Origin of the sequence: Brevibacterium marinum, from assembly GCF_011927955.1 — a bacterium.
GTDB classification, from domain to species: Bacteria; Actinomycetota; Actinomycetes; order Actinomycetales; family Brevibacteriaceae; genus Brevibacterium; species Brevibacterium marinum.
The window spans coordinates 3,778,203-3,798,367 of record NZ_JAATJN010000001.1; the positions used below are offsets into that span (position 1 = coordinate 3,778,203).

Genomic DNA, 20,165 nt, shown 5'->3' on the forward strand with positions numbered 1-20,165 from the left:
TATGATCCACTACCGGTCCGCCGTGCCACCGAGACGGCCCGCAGGAGCATTGCGGTCCTCCGGTGAGGCGAGTTCCTCGTCGACCGTACCCGGCGAACCAGCGAGGTACCCGGTCACGCCCATGAGCACGGACACGGCGACCATGAACCACAGCGGCACCGACCATCCCCCGCTCAGCCCGAGGAGGCCGCCGACGGCCAGGGGACCGATCGCCGCCAGCACATATCCGCTGGACTGGACGAATGCGGAGGTGCGTGCGGTGATCGAGACGTCTGTCGTGCGTCCTGTGATGAGGGCGAGCGCGGCGGGGAAGGCGAAGCCGCCGTAGGCCAGGAAGATCGCCCACAGTGCGGGCATCGTGGTGGGGACGAGGAGCAGCCCGAGGTAGCCGAGGACGGCGCTGACGGCGAAGGTCACGAGGAAGAAGCGCGGGAGGATGCCGCGCATGATGATCTGCGGGGCGAGGAAGCCGCCGGGGATGCCGCCGAAGGTGACGATGGTGAGCATGACTCCGGCCAGCACCGGGTCGATTCCGGCATCACGGTAGATCTGCGGCACCCAACCGAACTGCACATAGGCGTTGACCGACTGCAGGCCGAAGAACATGGCCATGTACCGGGCCTTGGGCGAGACGTAGATGTGTCTCCGAGGCGGCCGGGCTCCGTGAGCTTCCTCCGCAGACCGGTCGAGGCTGGGGATGGAACGCGCGAGCTTGAGGACGATCCACGTCACGAGAGCACATGTCGGAACGAGCGCCCAGACGCCGAGGCCGACGCGCCAGTTGTCGGACTGCGCGGCGATGGGGGCGGTGAGGAAGGCCGGGAACATGGACCCGAGTCCGAGGGAAACCGTGAAGGCTGTGGCCGCGAGGCTGGTCCTGTCGGGGAATCGGGATTTCACGAAAACGGGCAGGATGACGTTGCCCAGAGACATTCCTGCCAGCGCCAGGATCGTCAGGCCGGCGAACAGCAGCCAGCCGTCGACGAACGCGCGTGTCCCGACTCCTACGACGATCAGCGCGCAGGAGAAGAGCAGCGAGCGGAAGAGGCCCAGCCTCTTGAGGAAGGGGACGGCGATGAATCCGCAGATCGCGAAGATCAGGCCGGGAAGTGCGGTGAGCAGGCCGGTCTGCCACTCGGCCAGGGCGAAGGCGGCATTGACCTCGGAGAGGACTGGGCCCAGTGAAGATGCCGCCGGGCGCAGTGAGCATGCGATGAGGATGATGCTTGCGAGTGCGAGTAGGTCGAGGCCCCGGCCCGTACGATAGCTGTGCTGGGGCGAAGTGTTCATTGCTTCATCCTTTCAGACGGTTCGCGCACCCGCGTGACGGGGTCTCGACGCGCTCGAAGTTGTACGCGGGCAGGCACCCGAAAGGCATGTCGGCATACCACCTGCTGAGAGGACGTCATCGACTGTGCTGGGCGAATAATCCTGCCGCCCAGCCTGGTCGACGTCCATGCCCGTCTCGATTCCGATCGGTTGGGGCGGACCTTCAGAGCCGGGCGGTTGGTGGCGTCCGGTGGGGAAGCTGGCCGGCTGAGCCGAACTCAGCGAGTCTTGGCATCGCGGCCGAAGCGCAGGAGCCCCTCACCGACGATGGCTTCGGTGTCGCCGGGCAGGGACAGTCGTTCGCATCCCGACCGGCGGGCGCCCGGCTGTGCTGTGTTCCGGATCAGGGCGCACAGTCGGCTCACACGGGCGGCGCCGATGGCCTGGGCGGGCACTCCGAGCGAGACCGCCCAGTCGCGCACGACGCGGGAGAGGATCGCCCCGTCCAGGCCCGTCAGCCCGGCCAGCGGCACCTCGGTGTGCCCCCGCACCTTCGCGGCATGAGCCTCGGCGCGCTCATCAAGGTAGTCGGCGTCGGCTCGGCACAGCTCGGCGGTCCTTGCGAGGTTCGCGGTGATCGGCTGGCCGAGATCGGCCTCGACCGAGGCCAACAGGCTCCGAGCTCTGACCCGGGCGAAGGAATCGTCGGCGTTCATCGGGTCGTGCCAGACCTCGATGCCCTGTGCCCGGCACGAGGCGACATTGGTCGCCCGTTCGACGTCGAGCAGGGAGCGGACCACTCGCCCGGTCCGCAGCGCCATGCCCGCGAGCGAGCGGGTCCCGGAACCGCGCATCAGACCCAGCAGGACGGTTTCGGCTTGGTCATTGCGAGTGTGGGCTGTCAGCACCCAGTCGGCGGCGTGCACCGTGCGGGCCTCCTCCAGCGCCTCGTAGCGTGCGTCCCGGGCGGCCGCTTCGACCCCCTCGTCTCCGGCATCGATGCTCACCGTCGCGATCTCGGCCGGCACTCCCCACGATTCGGCGATGGACACGACTCGGCGGGCCACCTCGGCGGATGAGGACTGAAGACCATGGTCGACGGTCACGGCGCGGGCGCTGAGCTCGCCGCGCCGGTTCAGGAATGCGCAGGCGTGCAGCAGAGCCATCGAGTCCGCTCCCCCGGAGACCGCGACGATGACTCCGGGCAGAGCCCCTGGGCCGGCGCGCCCCTCGGAGCCGGTCCCGCCGTCGGAGCCGGACCGGACGTCCACGTCGGCCAGGGCCTGTCGGACGGCATTGCGGATCGCGGCGCTGGCGGGATCGAGGCTCGGTCGCCGAGGTGGCGCACCCTCAGCCGTGGACACGGTCCAACCACTTGCTCGGAGTCTTGATCTCCTCGCTCTTCGGAAGGTTCTCGGGACCGGAGTAGATGGCGGTGAAACCGGTCTGGCCGACCTCCCTGCGGATCGCGCGGACGAACTTCGCGCCGTCACGGTACTGGGCGAGTTTGAGGTTCATGCCCAGCAGATTCGACAGGAAACCACCCTGACCGGCGTCCCGCCGGGCCTCGAATCTGCGGCGCAGCTTGCGCACGCTCGGGATCACCTCGATGCCGACCTCGTCCATGACCACGTCGGCGTGGCCCTCGAGCAGAGCGAGGATCGCCGAGGCTTCGTCGAGCGCACTGCGCATCGCCTCGTCCCGGATCAGATCCACCATGCTCGATTCGCCCTTGACGATGCCGCCGAGGGTGGCGAAGACGTCGGCGACACCGCGGATCCCCGGCGCTTTGAGCGGGTTCGCGACGACCCGGGACAGGAGGGAGCGCATGTGCTCGCGCAGCCAGGGCGCGGTGGCGAACTGGACCTGATGAGTGGCCTCATGCAGGGCCACCCACATGCGGAAGTCGCGTGGGGAGACATTCATGGCCTCTTCGGCGATGAGGACCGCCGGGGCGACGAACATCAGCCTGCCCGAGGCCACCGCGAACGGGTCGAACTGGCCGAGGACGCGCGTGGACAGCAGCGACAGCACACCCACCATCTCGACGGCGGCGGCCTTCGCCGAGCCCGGGCCGACGGGGGCGGGAAGCGAGTCGGCGTCGACCATCCCGTTGATCGACTGGGCGTTGGCCTTGATCCAGCCGAGCTGGTCGAGCACGAGCACGGAGCCGGCGCTCAATCGGGTGCGCACATCGTCGGAGTGGGCGGGGTCGAGGAGGAACGAGTCGACGACGAGCTCCTGAGCCGTCAGCGCATTGTCCTTGAGTCCGGTGACCAGCTCGTCGAGTTCATCGGTGTTCGGCATGCGGGCTGCGGGGACGAGCTCCCTGGCGGTGCGTTCGGCGAACTTCTCATCGACGATCATCGGCAGCCGCAATCTGCGAGCGCTGCGACGATGTCGTCCACGGTCTTCCTGGCTTCCAAAATCTTGTCCTTGTCCACGTCGTCGATCTGCAGGGTGAATACGAGATAGCGTCCGTCCGCGTCGAGCACCCCGCCTGCCAGTGAGGTCACGGTCGACAGGGTTCCCGTCTTCGCGTGCACAGTACCAGCGGCATTGCGGTCCTTGGTGAAGCGTTCGGTCAGTGTCCCGGTGAGCCCGCCGACGGGCATATAGCTGATCAGGCTCGAGAGCGAATCCTCGGCCACGACCGAGGCTTGGAGGACGGTCGTCAGGTCGTGCGGGCTGATCTGGTTGTCGTACGACAGTCCCGAGGTGTCCTCGAGGTGGGTCTTGCCGAGGTCGACGGAGTCGGACAGGGCAGCGAGCACGGCCTCGGGGCCGGCTTCCAGGCTGCCCGGCTGCCCCGAGGCGATGGCGACCTCATTGCCGAGGACCTCGGCGACGACGTTGTCGCTGTGCACGAGCGCGTATTCCACGATCTCGGAGATCGTGGCCGACTCCACGGCGGCCAGCTCACCGGCGTCCGCCCCTACTTCGCCTTGGGCTTCGCCGCCTGCGTCTTCGGCATCTCCGTCTTCGGCGGGTTTCGGATCGTCGGTGACCGTGATCCCGGCTGCTGTGAGCTCCTTCGTGAAGACGGCGAACGCGTCCTTGGCCGGATGCTCGCTGCGGCCGCGCCACTCCTTGTCCTTGCTGCCGATGTAGCCGGTGTCGATCATCAGCGACTGGATCGGCGTGATGACGCCCTTGGCGATATCGGCCCGGTCCCATCCGGGACTGAAGTCCTCGCCCGAGTACCGGGACGTGTCCAGGTCGAGGGCAACCTCGGCGATGTTCTTGCTCTGCAATGACTCGGCGGTGTCTTGGGCCAGGGTCGTCAGACCCCCGTGGCCGTTGACGGCTCCGGGCTGGGACTCCCCTGCCCCCAACAGAGGGTCACCGCCGCCGGTCAGAGTCACCGTGGCCGTCGCCGGGTCGAACTCCGTCGTCGTGCTCAGGCGCTCCTCGCCGCCGATCGTCAGCAGCGCTGCGGAACCGGTGAGCACCTTCGTCACCGAGGCCGGGGTGCGCGGCCTGTCCGCGGCCTTGGAGTAGAGGACGTCGTTGCTGAGTCCGTCGCGGACCTCGATCCCGAAACCCTTGACCTTCGAGCCGGAGAGGACCTTGTCGACTTCGTCCGGGACCGATGTGGGCACCGGCGCGGAGTCATCCAGCGCCGAGGCGGGCGCGGGCATGTCCATCCCCTGGGCCTTGGGCGCTGGGACGGCTTGAACCTCGATGGCAGGATCGGTCGTGAGGATTCCCGGCAGCTCTGGGAAGACGTCGTAGGCGTCGAGGGCAGCGGCCGCGGCCAACACCACTGCCAGTCCGCCTCCGGTGATGCCCGCGACAGCCCTCTTCGACCGCTTCCGCGTGTTCTGCTCAGGGATCTGGTTCAAACGCGGGCCCTCATTCTCATCGCAGTCGTCCTCGCCGTAGCCGTTGTGGTTGTCGTTCGTGGGGACTTGTAGGCTCTATTCTAGTGATGCAACCCTAGCCTGAAGGAGCACTATGGAACTCTTGGCCACAATCGAGATCCCGCGCGGATCGCGCAACAAGTACGAGGTCGATCACGAGACCGGTCGGGTCAAGCTCGACCGCTACCTCTACACCTCGATGCAGTATCCCGCCGACTACGGCTTCTTCGAGGACACGCTGGGCAACGACGGAGACCCGCTCGACGTTCTCGTGCTTCTCCCCGAACCCCTGTTCCCCGGCGTGCTCATCGATGTGCGCCCCATCGGCATGTTCACGATGGAGGACGAAGCCGGCGGCGACGACAAGGTCCTCGCGGTCACCGCAGGGGATCCTCGCTGGGATAGCTACCAGGACATCGGCGACGTGGACCAGTTCACGCTCGACTCGATCGAACACTTCTTCGCCCGCTACAAGGATCTCGAGCCGGGCAAGTACGTCAAGGGCTCCAGCTGGGTCGGTCGTGCCGAGGCCGAGGCCGAAGTCGAAGCCTCCATCAAGCGCTTCAAAGAGTCTCACTGAGCTCAGCGGCTTCTCGAACGCCCGGACGACTGCGTCCGGGCGTTCGCTGTCTCCGGACGTTGGCTGCGACCGGGCGTTCGCTGCGTCCGGCCGTAGCCGCTCGCTCTGCACAGGCCCTGTCGTCTGCGGGAATCACTCTCTGTGCTCGAAATCGGCAACTACTTAGGTGATCCTAATGAGAAGTGTGAGCCAGGTTATGCGATTGTCGAGACATGAAACTCGATCATGTGTCCTTCGCCAGCGAACCAGACGGGTACAAAGCGACAGCCGAGAGAATCTCGGAGAAGCTCGGTGTGGTTCCCTACGACGGTGGTGTGCATCCTCGATTCGGCACCAGGAATCTGATCTTCCCTCTCGCAAACGGCCATTATCTCGAAGTCGTCGAAGCCTTGGAGCACCCGGCCGCGCTGTCAACACCCTTCGGTCAGGCGGTCAGAGCTCGGTCCGAGCTCGGCGGCGGCTGGATGGGCTGGTGCGTCTCGGTCGATGACCTTGCCGGAGTGGAGACCCGTCTCGAACGCAAGGCCGTCGACGGGAACCGCACACCGGAATCAGGCCTGGAACTCAAATGGCTGCAGATCGGAGTCAAGGGGCTCATCGCCGATCCCCAACTTCCGTTCTTCATCAAGTGGTCGGCCGACTCGTCGCAGCACCCCTCGTCATACAAGACCAATGGCGGCGTCGCACTCGACACCCTGCAGATCGCCGGGGATCGCGATCGACTGCGCGACTGGCTGGGGACCCAGGACCCCAAGCCGATCCCGGAGATCCACATCGACTGGTCGGCGCCGCACGGCACCCCCGGCATCATGTCGATCAGCTTCGAGACGGCGAAGAACGGTCTCGTCGTCATCTGAGCCGTCGTTGCCACAACCCGCCGGTGGGTTGTGGCAGGCCGCGGGGTAGTGGCAGGCCGCGGGGTAGCGGCAGCTGCTAGCTGGCGGCAAGCCGCGATCTGGCCGCAGCTGCCGTCAGTTGCTTGCATTGCAAGCCGCTGACCCCGCCGGAACAGCGTTGAGGGCATCACACCGATCGGTGTGATGCCCTCAACGCTTGCTATTGCCAACGTTTACTACGGCCCCTGCGCTTCCTCGCCACGCGCCCAACCAGGCTCGCCACGCGCTTAGCTGGACGTTTTGGGCTGGAAAACTTCAAAGAACTCAGCCCAAAACGTCCAGCTAAGCACTCGCACCCGCCGGGTCAGGCTTCTGCGGACTCCTCTGCGAGGCCCTCATCGCCTTCACCTGCGTTCTTTTTGCGCATGTGAGCAGCTGTGGCCATGGCACCACCGACGGCGAGCAGGCCCGCACCACCGCCAAGCAGCGGCAGAGTGCTGTCGTTGCCGGTCCGCGGCAGGTCACCGCCGCCACCGGAAGCGGACCCGCCGGAATCCGAACCACCCGAGCCGGAGCCGCCGTTCGCACCGGCCTCACTCGCACTGGCTGCGCCGGCCCCGGCCGCCGCAGCGTCCTTAGCGCCGTCCTGCGAGCCCTCCGAGGAACCGTCAGCCCCGTCGGACGAGCCATCCTCGCCTGGACCGTCCGAACCGTCTTCGTTGCCCTCTGCGTCGGCGTCTGCATCCTTCGGGTCTTCGGTCGGAGGATCGCTCGGCTCCTCACCGCTGCCCTTGATCACCTGGACCACGGTCGGTCGGGGAAGAGCCGCCACACCAGTCTCGATATCGGACTCATCGACGTAGTCGGGGAATTGCGAGTGCTGATCCGACCATTCTCCGTCCTCGCCGGGATGCTGGACGGCGACGAACGCCGAGTCGTAGGAGTCGTGGACGAGCGGTCCGCAGACCTCAGCCTCACGCGGGACGGAGAGGAACTGTTCGACGCGCCCACGCTGATCGCCGTCGATGGTGACCTTGAACAGTCCATCGCAGTAGCCGATGCCGTCAGGCGCTCCGTCGGTCGAGATCCACAGATTGCCGTCGGCGTCGAAGGTGACGTTGTCGGGGCACGAGATCGGTGAGACCTGGTCTGCGGGGAATCCTGAGAAGTAGGTCGTGTCGCCCTGCTTCGGGTCGCCGCACACCAGCAGCAGAGTCCAGTCGAACTCTGCGCTCGTGTGATCACCGCCGCGTTCGGTCAGCTCGACGATGTGACCGTCGCGGTTCTCCGTCCGCGGGTTCGCCTCATCGGCCGCGGCCTTGCCGTCCACCCCGCGATCGGAGTTGTTCGTGCAGGCGACGTAGATCTTGCCGTTGACCGGATTCGGCTCGACGTCCTCGCAGCGGTCCATCTTCGTCGGCCCGACCTTGTCGGCGGCCAGGCGGGTGTTGACGAGGACCTCTTCGACCGCCATTCCCGAAACCTGCGACTTGCCGTCCTTGATCAGTGGCAGCCACTGTCCGCTGCCGTCGAATTCACCGTCGGCGGGCACGTCGCCGCTGCCGTCGATCTCACTCTTCGGGGAGTTGCCGGTGAATTTGGCGACGAAGAGGTCGCCCTCGGCGAGCAGAGTGAGGTTGTGGGACAGATCGCCCTCGACGTACGTATCCTTGGACACGAATTTGTAGAGGTAGTCGAACTTCTCGTCGTCGCCCATGTAGGCCACGGCCTGACCGGAATCGGCGATGGTGATGTTCGCGCCCTCATGCTTGAGGCGTCCCATATTGGTGTGCTTGAGCGGTGTCGATTCGGGATCGCGCGGGTCGACCTCGACGATCCACCCGAATCGGTTCGCTTCGTTGGCGTAGCCGGAGTTGTTCGTGTCGAAGCGCGCCACGTCTGTTTCCCACCCGTTGGCGGAGTCCTCGCTGCTCAGACCGTAGCGTTTGTCCGCCGCCGAGGTCCCCTGCGCCTTGAAATACGAGTTGAAGTTCTCCTCACCCGACAGCAGCGTGCCCCACGGAGTCAGACCGCCCGCGCAGTTGCCCAGAGTGCCCTGGACCTTGTCGCCCTTGGGGTAGTCCTTCGTCCGCAGCAGATCCGAGCCGGCTGCGGGTCCGGTGAATTCGTATTCGGTGTCGATGAGGAAGCGGCGATTGTTCGCACCGTTGACATCGACCTTCCACGGCGTCTTCTCACTCGTCCGGACCAGTTCTGCGACGGTCAGCCCGTGTGCGTCGCGGCTGATGGCTCGCTGTGTGGCCTTGTCCATGCTGTCGGGGTACATGATCGCGTCGTTCGTGTACTCCTGGTTCGAGAACAGGAGGGCACGATTTCCGTCTCCACCCTCGTCGACTTGGATCTGCAGGAAGTCGTTGTTGTAGCCGAATTGACGACGCTGAGATTCGACGCTCTGGTTCTCTGGATCGAACTTCGGTGAGTCGGGGAACAGCGCATCGCCCCAGCGCACGACGGGGTGCCAGGAGTATCCCTCGGGGACGATGAACTCGTCGACCTCGTGCTGGACCGGATCGATTGCGGTGAAGTCGAGCGTTCCGCTCGTGCCCACGCCTGCTGCCGCGGCACGTGTGGTCGGGCTCGGCCCGGCTGTGACTGCGATGGCCAGTGCTCCTGCCGCCGAAGCCCCCAACATCGCACGCCGGGACAGCTGCGCCCCGACGATGTCGCGGAAGTAGCCGTTCGACGAGGTGTTGCAGATCGCCTTGCTGCACGCATTGTCGCACTTGAGCGCGCAGGTGACGGGACTGCGTTTGCCACGGACATGGCCGGCCATGGGCAGAAGTTCACGTAAGGGTGCCATCGATTGTCTCCTCGGATCGGGTCTGTCGGCCCTCCCCACGCAAGGCAGTCGGGCTCACCAGATCGAGACTTTCAGCATCAGTTGGACCCAGCACTACCGCTCGGTGAACTGAGTGTGAACCTGCTCAGTCGATGTCGACGAGAGTGAGGACCCCCGGTGCCAGGAAGCCGACGCCGTCGATGACGAAGTGTGCCCAGACCAGCGGCATCAGCCTGCCTCTGCGCATGAAGTACCAGCCGAAGACGATGCCCATGGCGACGTTGCCGATGAACGGACCGATGCCCTGGTACAGGTGGTAGCTGGCGCGGAACACCGCCAAGCCGATGATGATCGGCCACATCCCGCAGCCCAGGCGCTGGAGGCGTTCGGCCCCGAAGCCGAAGATGATGACCTCTTCGACGATGCCGTTCTTCGCCGCTGCGAGGATGAGCACCGGAATCGTCCACCAATGATCGCCGAGGTTGGCCGGCTGGATCTCGGCCGTGATCCCCAGTGCCCTGCCGCCCGCGTAGACGGCCAACGTACCGATGCCGATGATGACGAAGATGAGCGTTCCGCGGCCGAGGTCCTTCCCTGCCTCACCGTCGACGCCCAGCCGTCGGCTCAGGGGCGAGGCAGCCTGATCGCGGGTGAGCAGGTAGAGAGCCAGCAGAACGGGTACGAGGGTGAATCCGATGTCGAGGATCTGATAGACGAGGTCGAAGCCCGGACGCGGTGACTGCGAGGTGTTGAGTTTCGCCTGAGCCTCGCTGATCGGACCGCGGGTGGTGATATCGGCCAGACGCACGATCGCATAGATCGCTGATTGTCCCAGCGAGAGGGCGGCAACGAGACCGAGTTCGAACCACAGGCGCTTCTTCTCCTGTGGTTCGAACTCGGTTGTCATGGATCCCACTGTATCGGGCGAGGCGTCAGTGCTTCGGCTCCTCGCCCGTATCCGGGTCCTGCGTCTTCGGTTCGGGTTCCTCGGGAGCCGCGGTCGCGGTCGCGGTCCCGTTGCCGCCCGCGGTCGCGGTCTCGTTGCCGCCTGCGCCCGCTGACTCGGACTCGACGCCGGCCGTGGACTCATCACGGGCGGACTTCGCGCCCGAGCCTGCGGCGGCTCTCGCCTCGGCCGCGTCGAGGACCTGACCGCGTGCCATGTTCTTCACGTACTTCTTCTCCCTGCGGCGTTCCTTCGTTCCCTCGAGGAGGAGGTAGAGGACGGGCACGAGGATGAGCGTGAGCAGGGTCGAGCTGACGAGGCCGCCGATGACGACGATCGCCAGCGGTTTCGAGATGAACACTCCCCCGCCGGTCAGCCCCAGGGCCATCGGCACGAGCGCGAAGATCGTCGCCGCGGCGGTCATGAGGATCGGACGATAACGCAGCCTGGCACCGTGGACGATCGCCGATCGCAGACCGACGCCTCGGACCCTGAAGTGGTTGATCAGGTCGATGAGCACGATCGCGTTTGTGACGACGATGCCGATGAGCATGAGCAGACCGATCATCGAGGTCAGGCCCAATGGTGTGTCGGTCAGCAGAGACAGTGCGATGGAGCCGGTGGCTGCGAACGGGATCGAGACCAGCAGGATCAGCGGCTGCAGCAGCGACTTGAACGTGGCGACCATGATGACGAACACGATGAGGATCGCGGCCAGCATCGCCAGACCCAGCTGGGAGAACGCTTCGTTCTGCTCCTGCGTGGCCCCGCCGGTGTCGACGCTGACCGAATCGGGAATGTCGACCTCGCCCAGCGCGGTCTGCACATCGGAGGACACCGCGCCCAGGTCATCGCCGGCCGGAGTCACGGACACCGTGGTCGAGCGCTGCGAGTCGGTGTGGCGGATCGTGGGTGCGGTCTTGACCTCCTTGACCTCGGCGACGTCGCCGAGGTCAATGAATCGGGGTTCCGACGTCGGCGCCGGGGCGCCTGCCATGGCCCCTGGGTCCCCGGCAGCACCCGCGTCTCCGCCACCTGCTCCGGCACCACCTGCTCCGGCGCCACCACCACCGCTTCCGGCGGCACCGTCACCGGCACCGCCTGCACCGCCGGCACCGCCTGCACCACCAGCCCCGTCGCCGGCAGCACCCGCACCGCCTGCACCGTCGGCACCAGCCTCGTCGCCTGCGGCGCCACCAGCGGACGCCGTCTCCTCCGGTTTGCCGGGGATCTTGAGGTTGCGCAGCTCGTCGACCGTATCGGCGTTGCGGTCGAAGAGGAGCACCGAATGCGAGACGTCGTCGATGACGACTTCACCGATGTTCTGGCCGTGCATCGCCCTCTGCACGTACTGGCCGATGGTGGCCTCCGTGAGGTCCTCCTCGGCGGCCTTCTCATGATCGACCTCGACCTCGATGACGGGCTGGACGGCCTCCAGGTCGCTGGTGACCGACTGGGTGCCGGAGACGCCTTCGAGCTTGTCCGTGACTGCCTCGGTCGCGTCGTCGAGCTCCTGAGGATCCGAGGCGGAGAGGGTGACGTCGATGGTCTGAGCGCCGGGCGTCGAGCTCTGGCTCTGCACTTCGACCTGGCCCACGTCAGAGAGATCGTCGAATTCTGTCTGCAATTGCGAGGAGATCGACTGCGCCGAAACGCCCGACTTCGAGCTGACGATGTAGGTGCCGGTGAGCGAGGAGTCATCGGTGAACCCGAACGTCGAGCCGCCGACGGAGAGCTGATAGGACTCGACGTCACTGTTGTCCGCGAGGACCTTCTCGACCGGTTCGGCCTGCTGAGAGGCTTCGTCGAGGTCGGTGCCCGGGGCGAAGGTCTGCGAGACCTGCAGGCTGTCCTGTCCCGTGTCGCCGAAGAGCTCGGTCTTCAGTTGCGGAATCATCGCCCCGGTGCCGGCGAGGATGAGGACCGCGACGAGGATCATCGCGACCGGGTGCTTGGTGGAGAAGGAGATGACCGGCATATAGGTGTTCTGGAGCCGCGTCACCGGCGAGTGCATGCCGGCGAGCTCGTCGACCTCGCCGACCTCTTCGGTCTCCCCGTAGCGAGTGCCCGCCGAGGTGGTTCCCCCGTTCGCGGCACCTGCCGTCGAAGCACCGGAGGCCCCAGCACCCGCTGTCCCAACCTCGGCGCTCGCTGCCTCGGTCGGTTCGTCGTGACGGCCGACGGTGAGGATGTTCTGCTTCTTGGACGCCTTCTTCGCTGCCTTCTTCTCGCTGCGCCATTCGGAGACCATGCCCTTGCGGCTGCGACGGATCTCCTTCTTCTCGTCTCGCGTGAGCTTGACCTTCGCCTCACGCTGCCTCAGGAACCAGTACGCGAGGACGGGCACGATCGTCAGGGCCACGAACAGGCTGGAGAGCAGCGCAATGGTGGCGGTCAGGGCGAAGGGGCGGAACATCTCCCCCGTCTGCCCGGAGACGAATGCCAAGGGCAGGAAGACGGCCACGGTCGTCAGCGTCGAAGCGGTGATGGCCCCGGCGACCTCGGAGACGGCGGCGAGGATGTTCGCGAATTTCTGTCCACCGGAGGCATGTCGTCGTCGGATGGCTTCGATGACGACGATGGAGTCGTCGACGACACGTCCGACGGAGATCGTCAGCGCTCCCAATGTCAGCATGTTCAGAGTCTCCCCGCCCATCCACAGGCCGACCATGGCGATGAGCAGTGAGAGCGGAATCGAGATCGCGGTGATGATCGTTGCGCGCACCGAGAGGAGGAACACGAGGATGACGAGGACCGCGAAGAACAGGCCCAGACCGCCCTCCACGAGCAGATCGTGGATCGACTGTTCGATGAACGGTGCCTGGTCGAACGCGGAGATGAACTCCGTGTTCTCACCCATCGCCTGTTCCAGATCGGGCAGCTTCTCGGCCACGGCTTCGGAGACGTCGACGGTGTTGGCGTCTGTTTCCTTCATCACCGACACCGACAGTGAGGGCTGCCCATTGGTGCGGGAGATCGATTCGACGGGTTCGTTCGCGATCGTGACATCGGCGACGTCCGAGAGCTTGATCGGGTCGTCCTCGCCGTTGATGACCAGGTCCTCGATGGCCTCGACGGAGCGGATGCGGGTGCCGACCTCGACGGGGGCCGTGCCCTCGTCGCTCTTCAGTTCACCCGCCGAGGTGGGGATCCCGTTGGACTGGAGGATTCCGGCGATCTCGTCGAGGTTGGCGCCCTCGTCCTCGAGATCGTCACGACGGATGGTGACCTCTACCTGTTTGGTCTTCGCACCGGCGATCATGACTTGGGAGACGCCGTCGATCTTCTTCAGCTCGGGTTCGGCGATGTCTTCGAGGTTCGCAGCGAGTTTGTCCTCGTCCGCATCCGAGGTCACCGACAGTGCAAGGACCGGGATGTCATCGGTGCCGGCGGTGTTCACGGTGGGTTCGACTCCGTCCGGCAGCGTCGCCTGAACCTGCGAAACCGCCCGTTGGAGGGACTTGACGACATCGTCGGAGTTCTCACCGTATTCTGTGCTCACCGTGATCGAGGAGCTGCCCGCCTCGGAGGTCGAGGTCATGTCCTCGACCTCGGGCAGAGCCGTCAGCGCACCCTCGAGGGGATCGGTGACCTCTTGTTCGACGGCCTCCGGCGTCGCGCCCTCGTAGGAGGCGCTGACAGTGGCCTGAGGGTTTTCGAGGGAGGGGAACAGCTCCTGTTTGAGTGCCCCCGCTCCGATGATGCCGAAGATGATCGCGACGACGGAGATGAGCGCGATGAGCGCGCGATTCTTCAGGCTCAGACGGGTCAGAAAACTCACGTGGTGACTCTCTAGTCGGTGTGCACCCGCAGAGATCGACTGCAGGGGATGGTGCTCTGTGGACCAATACTAGTGATTCACACTGTCCAAATCACGTGAGCAGAATCTGAGCGCTCCCATGCCGACGAGCCGAGCGCTCCCATGCCGCGAAGCTCAGCTCAGATCGTCCTCGATCCGTCCGTCCTGCTCGGCTCTGCGCACCACGCGAGGCCGGGTCTCACGGCCGGCGAACCAGTAGACGGCGGCGAGGACTCCGAGGAGGCCGGTGACGGCGAAAGCCCAGGAATAGTCGAAGTGGTCGACGACGGAACCGGCGATGATGGGACCGACGATGGCTCCGGCGTCGAGCGCCATCTGGTACTTCGCGAGGACTCGGCCGCCCTTGCGGTCGCGTCCGATGACGTCGGCCACGGTGGCCTGTTGAGCGGGGTTGGCCAGCCCCGATCCGGCTCCGGCGAGGACGGAGAGGACGAAGAACAGCCAGATCGCGTCGGTGAATGCCAGGCCTGCTGTGGTCACACCCAGGATGAACAGACCCCATTGGATGAAGGGTTTGCGCCCGTAGGTGTCGGCATATCTGCCGACGACGGTGACGGCCGAGGCATTGCCGATCGCGAACATCGTCAGCGCCAGCCCTGCGACCGCGGTATCGGCCCTGAGCGCCTGGACGGCGAAGAGCGGATAGATGGCCACCCGGATGCCCATCGCCGACCACCCCTGAACGAATGCGGAGATCAGGGCGGCGCGGTAGGCGGAGTCGCGCCACGCCTGTCGGAAGGTCATGACCTCCATCTGCGTCTCGTCCTTCGTCGCTTCCAGGCGAGCGCGACCGAGCTTGGTCGCCGAGCCCTCCGAAGCGGTGGAGGCGAGGAAGACGCGCACGACGATCGCGGCGATGAGGAGGCCGACGGCGTAGATGATGAACGGGATGCGCATGCCCCAACCGGCCATGGCGCCGCCGAGGACGGGTCCGGCGATGTTGCCGACGAGGAAGGCCGTGGCGTAGGTGCTCGTCGCCTTGGCGCGGGCATCGAGAGGGGCGAGTCGGATGATCAGCGCCATCGCGGAGACGCTGAACATCGTCGAGCCGATGCCGCCCAGGCCGCGGAAGATCAGCAGCTGCCAGTAGTTCTGGGCGAAGGCGACGGCCGCGGTGGAGCCGGCGACGATGAGGAGCCCGGTGAGGTAGATGCGGCGTTCGCCGAAGGCATCGACGAGGCGGCCCGAGCTGGGCGAGAACACGAACCGGAAGAAGGCGAAGGAGGAGACGACGATCGTGGCGGCAGTGACTCCGAAGTTGAAGCTCGCGGCGAACTGCGGGAGCACTGGGGCGATGATGCCGTAGCCCAGGGCGACGATGAAGGCCGCCGCGACGAGGACGTAGATCTCCTTCGGAAGCCTGCGGGAGGCAGTGCTGGGTCCCGCGGTTCCGCCGTCGTCGCTCATATTCTCGCCATCGCTCACAGGGTATCGAGGAACTGGACGGGGTCCGGCAGCGGTCTGGTGCTGGTGGCCAGCCGCTGCCGATAGCGTTCGGGGACCGCACCGATGTAGAGCCACCCCATGAGCAGCTCGTTCTCCTGCAGCCGGTGGAGCCTGCGCACAGCGGGTTCATTGGCGAGTTTGCCGCTGCGCCACATGACTCCCCATCCGGCCTGCCACAGGGCGAGCTCGAGCAGGTGGCCGGCTCCGGCGGCGGTGGCCTGCTGCTCCCATTCGGGGACCTTCGGGTTGTGCTGAGGTGAGGCGACGAGTGCGAGGAGGAGCTGCGCCCGCAGGGGCTTCTCGTTGATCTTGCCGGGTTTGCGCTGCACCTCGCCTGCTTCGTCGAGGGCTTCGCCGAGGCGGTGCCTGTCGTCGCCGCGGATGATGATGAAGCGCCAGGGTTTGAGTCCCTTGTGGTCGGCGACCGAGGAGACCGTGCGGATGAGTTCGCGCAGGTCGGAGTCGTTCGGCGTCTCCGGGTCGAGTTTCGAGATCGATCGTCGGGTGGCGATCGCGTGCAGGACGGGATCGGCGACGATGTCGATGGAGCTGGGCGCAGAGTAGTCCGGGCCGTGCCGCCTCTCCGGGTGGGCCGATGCCGGCTGTGCGGGAGACTCGCTCGGCTCCGGGGGCGTCGACTGCTCGTTCGAGTCACCCGACTGCTCGGCCAGCTTCTTCGCCCAGGGACCGGTCTCGCCATCGAGGAAATGTGATCGCACGCGGCCCTTCGTCACCTCGCAGGCATCGTCGCCCTGCGAACGCTTCCCCTTGCCCGGCTTCTTCGAGCTGCTGTGCTTCTTCGCGCTGTAATGCTCGCCGGAGTCCTTGTGCTTCGACAATCAGCTCACCCAATCCGCAAATGCCTCCCGTGCATGGGACAGCTTCGGATCAATGATGACACGGCAGTACCCGCTGTTCCGGTTCTCGGTGTAGAAGTCCTGGTGGACGGCCTCGGCGTTGTGGAAGACGCCGAGGGGTTCGAGCGTCGTGACGATCGGGGCGTCGAAGAGCTCCTGCGCCTCGGCGATGGCGGCTTCGAAGCGTGCCTTCTCCTCCTCGTCGGCATAGAACATGGCGGAGCGGTACTGGGTTCCGACGTCGTAGCCCTGAGCGTTGAGGCTGGTGGGATCGTGTCCGGTGAAGAAGAGGCCGAGGATGACGCTTTCGGGCACGGTCTCCGGATCGAATGTCACCTGCAGGGCCTCGGCATGGCCGGAGGTGCCCGAGCAGACTTCGCGGTAGTGGGGGTTCGGGGTGTGTCCCCCGGTGTATCCGGAGATCACCGAGGTGACCCCCGTGGTCCGCTGGTAGACGGCGTCGAGGCACCAGAAGCAGCCGGCGCCCAGGGTCAGGGTACGAAGTTCACTCATACTCCCTACAACCATCACATGTTCGAGAAATTCCCGACCGCGATCACATGAGCATGCTGCTGGGCAGGGTGAACCCGAGCTCTGCGGCGGCTTTCTGCGTCGAGGGCTGGTTCCAGAATTTCGCCACCGAGGTGTTCGTCGACAGAGAGCGCATCTCGGCCTTGTCGACGAACATGACGCCTCCGAGGTGATCGGTCTCGTGCGCGAGGATGCGTGCCGACCAACCGGAGACCACCTCGTTGATGGGCGTGCCGTCGAGGTTCTGGGCTGTCAGCTCGATCTCGCGGGGTCGGGCGACGACTGCCTGGTAGCCGGGGATCGACAGGCAGCCTTCGAAGAAGGCGACGTCGGCCGAGGCGGCCCGGGAGCAGCCGGCGTTGACGACGACGCGCAGGGGCATCGGGGTCCGCTGTCGCACCTCGGCGGTCTCCGGGTCGAGGCTTCCGGGATCCTCGGCGACGAACATCGACAGGCCGATGCCCAACTGCGGACCGGCCAGCCCCACCCCGGGGGCGGCGACCATGGTTGCCCGCATCACCTCGGCGAGTCGGGCCAGTTCCGCGTCGTCGACCTGCCCGTCGAAGGGGCGGGTCACCGAGCGCAGGATCGGGTCGCCGGCCTCGACGATCGGGGCCGCTCCTCCGCTTGCTTCCGCCGCGGCGAGGACGGTGCGGATCTGGGTGGCGATGAGCGCATCGGCGTCGTTCATGGTCGCGATTCCTCCGAGCAGCTCACACGTCGCGGGCGACGATGAGCTCGGCGTGTTTGAGCAGGGGCGCGTCGATCATCTTGCCCTCGTAGGCGAACGCGCCCTTCTCGGTTTTCGCGAGCTCGAGCACGGCCTTCGCCCAGGTCAGCTGCTCCTCACTGGGACGGAAGGCATCGCGGACGACGGGGACGTGGCTGGGGTGGATGGAGACCTTGCCGCTGAAGCCGGATTGGACGGCGTCCTCGGTTTCGGCTCCCAGACCGTCGAGGTCGGGAATGTTCGCCCAGATCGAGTCGAGGACGAACTTTCCGTGGGCGCGCGCGGCGAGCAGGGTCGAATTGCGCACATGTTTGGCTACGTCACGGTAGCCGCCGTCGGCGTTGTGTGAGGAGCCCCCGCCGAGGTCGGCGATGAGGTCTTCGGACCCCCACATCAGTGCGTAGGTGTTGGGGGCGGCGGCGATCTCCGTGACGTTGACGGCGCCCAGTGCCGTCTCGATCAGGGCGATGACCTGGTAGTCACCGAGAACCGTGAGGTCGCAGGCGCGCTCGGACTTCGGCAGCATGACGGCCGTGTACTCGGTCTTCGCAAGCATTGCGAGATCCTCGTCGATGTGCTCCGAGTCCCGGGCATTGATGCGCACGACCGTGCGTGTGGGATCGAGTGGGAAGTCGATGATCGCCTCCCGCGCGGTGGCCTTGTCGGCGTCGTTGACCGCGTCCTCGAGGTCGAGGATGACGATGTCGGAGCGCTCTGCGGCCTTCGTGTAGCGATCCGGGCGGTCGCCGGGGACGAAGAGCCAGGCGGGTTTGAATTCCAGTGCCATCGTGGTGCTCACTTTCCGGTCTCGGTCTGTGCGGACTCTGCCTGTTGTGGGGGCTCTGCCCGCTGTGCGGATCGGGCCTGTTGTGCGGACGCGATCGGGGCCCCGTCGGCGTGGCTCGAGTCGAACATCATGGTCTGACGCACGGCCTTGGCCACGAGGGCCCCGTCCTGGTTGTAGCCGCGGTGTTCGAGGGTGACGATGCCCTGGCCGGGCCGGGACTTCGAGTTGCGCTTGTCGAGGACGGTCGACTCCGCGTAGAGGGTGTCGCCGTGGAAGAGCGGGGCGGGGAAGGCGACCTCGGAGAAGCCGAGGTTGCCGACGATCGTGCCCTGCGTCAGCTGTGTCACCGACAGCCCGATGAGGGTGGCGAGGGTGAACATCGAGTTGACGAGGCGCTGACCGAACGGCTCGGTTTCGGCGAAGGCCGCGTCGAGATGCAGGGCCTGCGTGTTCATGGTCACGGCGGTGAACCAGGTGTTGTCCGCCTCGGTGATGGTCCGACCCGGTGCATGCCTGTAGGTCGCACCGACTTCCATCTCGTCCAGCCACAGGCCACGCTGTTCGATGACCTTCTGCTCGCTCATGCGTCACTCCTCTGTGTCACTTGTGTCACTGCCCGCTTGTCGTGATGCGAGCCTATCGCCTGCATTCGGACAGCAGGTAACCCGGGTCCGTCGCCGGGACCCGGGTTCGTCTGCGGCAGGCTCAGCCGGCGATCTCGGCCTCGAAGACGTCGAAGGCGGAAGCCCAGCCGTCGAAGACGCTGTCGACGGCACCCGAATCGTTCGGGAGCCCGGTGAGCGTGAACGTCATCCGCGTCGTGCTCGCATCGAGTTCGTCGAATTCGAGGCTCACGAGCGGCGACGAGTCCTCTTCACCCTGGTTCCCCCATGTGAAGTCCAGTCGCCGAGGCGGTTCGACGCGGCGGTATCTCCCGCCGGTGGCGAACTCCTCCCCTGTGTCGTCGACGATCATCGTGTAGGCGTAGATGCCGCCGACTCTCAGATCGACGCTGACTGTTTCGCGCGGGGTGTGCAGCCCTTCCGGGTGGTACCAGAGCGCCATGACCTCGGGGTTCGTCCATGCCTCCCAGACGCGTCCGCGGCCGGCGGCGAAGTCGCGGACGATAGTGAACCCGGGCTCCTCGGTCGATGGGGCCGCGCTGTCGGCGGGTGTGGTGTTCGCATTCATGATGGTCCTCCTCCTTGAGTCGATGAATCGTGAGTCGATGGGTTCTCACCGGGCTCGGTCGGGTCTCCCACCGGCCGTGTCTCGGCCAGCACCTGATCGAGGTTGTCGAATCGCTGCTGCCAGTCCTCGCGTGCTGCCACAAGCCAGTCGCTGGCGGCGGACAGTCGCTCGGTGTTGAGATGCACGATCCGCTTCTGTGCGCTCTTGACTCTGGTGATCAGCCCAGCGTCCTCGAGCACCTTGAGATGCTGTGATACCGCGGACCTGCTGATGGTCAGCGGTTCGGCCAGTTCTCCGGCGCTGAGGTCACCTGCTCGCAGGCGATCGATCATCACCCTCCGAGTCGGATCGGCCAGAGCGCCGAACAGCCCGCTCAAGTTCATTTCAACATCCCCTTAATTAAGTATTCACTACAATACACGAAGGCGGTCGGCCGTCAAGGGATGGTGCTGAAACAGGACCGTCCGGACGGTATAGTCTCAGGGGTGGGCCGGCACCGCCTCAGACGG

General features: G+C 65.9%; 17 protein-coding genes. 2 read left to right on the top strand and 15 right to left on the bottom strand.

The genetic code is table 11. The features are described from left to right. Positions 1 to 9: 9 nt before the first annotated feature. From BKA07_RS16990 to dacB, 4 genes are all read right to left on the bottom strand, one after another. Positions 10 to 1,290, bottom strand: coding sequence for an MFS transporter (locus BKA07_RS16990; RefSeq protein WP_167952106.1), 1,281 nt, complete (start codon positions 1,288 to 1,290; stop codon positions 10 to 12). A gap of 257 nt (positions 1,291 to 1,547) precedes the next feature. Next, on the bottom strand, positions 1,548 to 2,633 hold the full coding sequence (tilS, locus tag BKA07_RS16995) for a tRNA lysidine(34) synthetase TilS (RefSeq protein ID WP_167952108.1): 1,086 nt from the start codon (positions 2,631 to 2,633) through the stop codon (positions 1,548 to 1,550). Then, entirely contained in the window at positions 2,620 to 3,636 is a 1,017-nt protein-coding gene (locus tag BKA07_RS17000; RefSeq protein WP_167952110.1) for a zinc-dependent metalloprotease, read from the bottom strand. The genes tilS and BKA07_RS17000 overlap by 14 nt, the downstream gene beginning before the upstream one ends. Then, the gene (gene dacB, locus BKA07_RS17005) at positions 3,633 to 5,114 is read right to left on the bottom strand and encodes a D-alanyl-D-alanine carboxypeptidase/D-alanyl-D-alanine endopeptidase (protein WP_167952112.1); all 1,482 of its coding nucleotides are present in this window, start codon (positions 5,112 to 5,114) and stop codon (positions 3,633 to 3,635) included. The genes BKA07_RS17000 and dacB overlap by 4 nt, the downstream gene beginning before the upstream one ends. 112 nt (positions 5,115 to 5,226) lie before the next feature. On the opposite strand from dacB, the gene BKA07_RS17010 reads away from it, so the two are divergent. Next, a complete protein-coding gene (locus BKA07_RS17010) occupies positions 5,227 to 5,712 on the top strand; it encodes an inorganic diphosphatase (RefSeq protein WP_167952114.1) in 486 nt (161 codons plus the stop codon). Positions 5,713 to 5,924: 212 nt separating this feature from the next. Next, positions 5,925 to 6,569, top strand: coding sequence for a VOC family protein (locus BKA07_RS17015; RefSeq protein WP_167952116.1), 645 nt, complete (start codon positions 5,925 to 5,927; stop codon positions 6,567 to 6,569). 343 nt (positions 6,570 to 6,912) lie between these two features. On the opposite strand, the gene BKA07_RS17020 is transcribed toward BKA07_RS17015, so the two are convergent. From BKA07_RS17020 to BKA07_RS17070, 11 genes are all read right to left on the bottom strand, one after another. Then, positions 6,913 to 9,369 (bottom strand): PhoX family protein, encoded by a 2,457-nt coding sequence (locus BKA07_RS17020; protein WP_167952118.1) that lies wholly within the window; start codon positions 9,367 to 9,369, stop codon positions 6,913 to 6,915. A gap of 124 nt (positions 9,370 to 9,493) precedes the next feature. Then, positions 9,494 to 10,255, bottom strand: coding sequence for a CPBP family intramembrane glutamic endopeptidase (locus tag BKA07_RS17025; RefSeq protein ID WP_167952120.1), 762 nt, complete (start codon positions 10,253 to 10,255; stop codon positions 9,494 to 9,496). A gap of 25 nt (positions 10,256 to 10,280) precedes the next feature. Next, a complete protein-coding gene (locus BKA07_RS17030) occupies positions 10,281 to 14,075 on the bottom strand; it encodes an efflux RND transporter permease subunit (protein WP_342449110.1) in 3,795 nt (1,264 codons plus the stop codon). A gap of 153 nt (positions 14,076 to 14,228) precedes the next feature. Further along, positions 14,229 to 15,521, bottom strand: coding sequence for an MFS transporter (locus BKA07_RS17035; protein WP_167952122.1), 1,293 nt, complete (start codon positions 15,519 to 15,521; stop codon positions 14,229 to 14,231). Between the two features lie 14 nt (positions 15,522 to 15,535). Then, complete coding sequence (locus tag BKA07_RS19060) at positions 15,536 to 16,399, bottom strand: nitroreductase family protein (protein WP_209044013.1); 864 nt, start codon at positions 16,397 to 16,399, stop codon at positions 15,536 to 15,538. Continuing rightward, complete coding sequence (gene msrA, locus BKA07_RS17045) at positions 16,400 to 16,930, bottom strand: peptide-methionine (S)-S-oxide reductase MsrA (protein WP_167952124.1); 531 nt, start codon at positions 16,928 to 16,930, stop codon at positions 16,400 to 16,402. It lies immediately after the preceding gene. A 43-nt stretch (positions 16,931 to 16,973) separates the two neighbouring features. Beyond that, complete coding sequence (locus BKA07_RS17050) at positions 16,974 to 17,639, bottom strand: peptide deformylase (RefSeq protein ID WP_167952126.1); 666 nt, start codon at positions 17,637 to 17,639, stop codon at positions 16,974 to 16,976. Positions 17,640 to 17,661: 22 nt separating this feature from the next. After that, positions 17,662 to 18,465 (bottom strand): HpcH/HpaI aldolase/citrate lyase family protein, encoded by an 804-nt coding sequence (locus BKA07_RS17055; RefSeq protein WP_167952128.1) that lies wholly within the window; start codon positions 18,463 to 18,465, stop codon positions 17,662 to 17,664. An 8-nt stretch (positions 18,466 to 18,473) separates the two neighbouring features. Next, entirely contained in the window at positions 18,474 to 19,049 is a 576-nt protein-coding gene (locus tag BKA07_RS17060; protein ID WP_167952130.1) for a MaoC family dehydratase, read from the bottom strand. A gap of 121 nt (positions 19,050 to 19,170) precedes the next feature. Further along, positions 19,171 to 19,656, bottom strand: a complete 486-nt coding sequence (locus tag BKA07_RS17065) for an SRPBCC family protein (RefSeq protein WP_167952132.1) — start codon at positions 19,654 to 19,656, stop codon at positions 19,171 to 19,173. Beyond that, the gene (locus BKA07_RS17070; protein ID WP_167952134.1) at positions 19,653 to 20,039 is read right to left on the bottom strand and encodes an ArsR/SmtB family transcription factor; all 387 of its coding nucleotides are present in this window, start codon (positions 20,037 to 20,039) and stop codon (positions 19,653 to 19,655) included. The genes BKA07_RS17065 and BKA07_RS17070 overlap by 4 nt, the downstream gene beginning before the upstream one ends. Between the last annotated feature and the right edge of the window lie 126 nt (positions 20,040 to 20,165).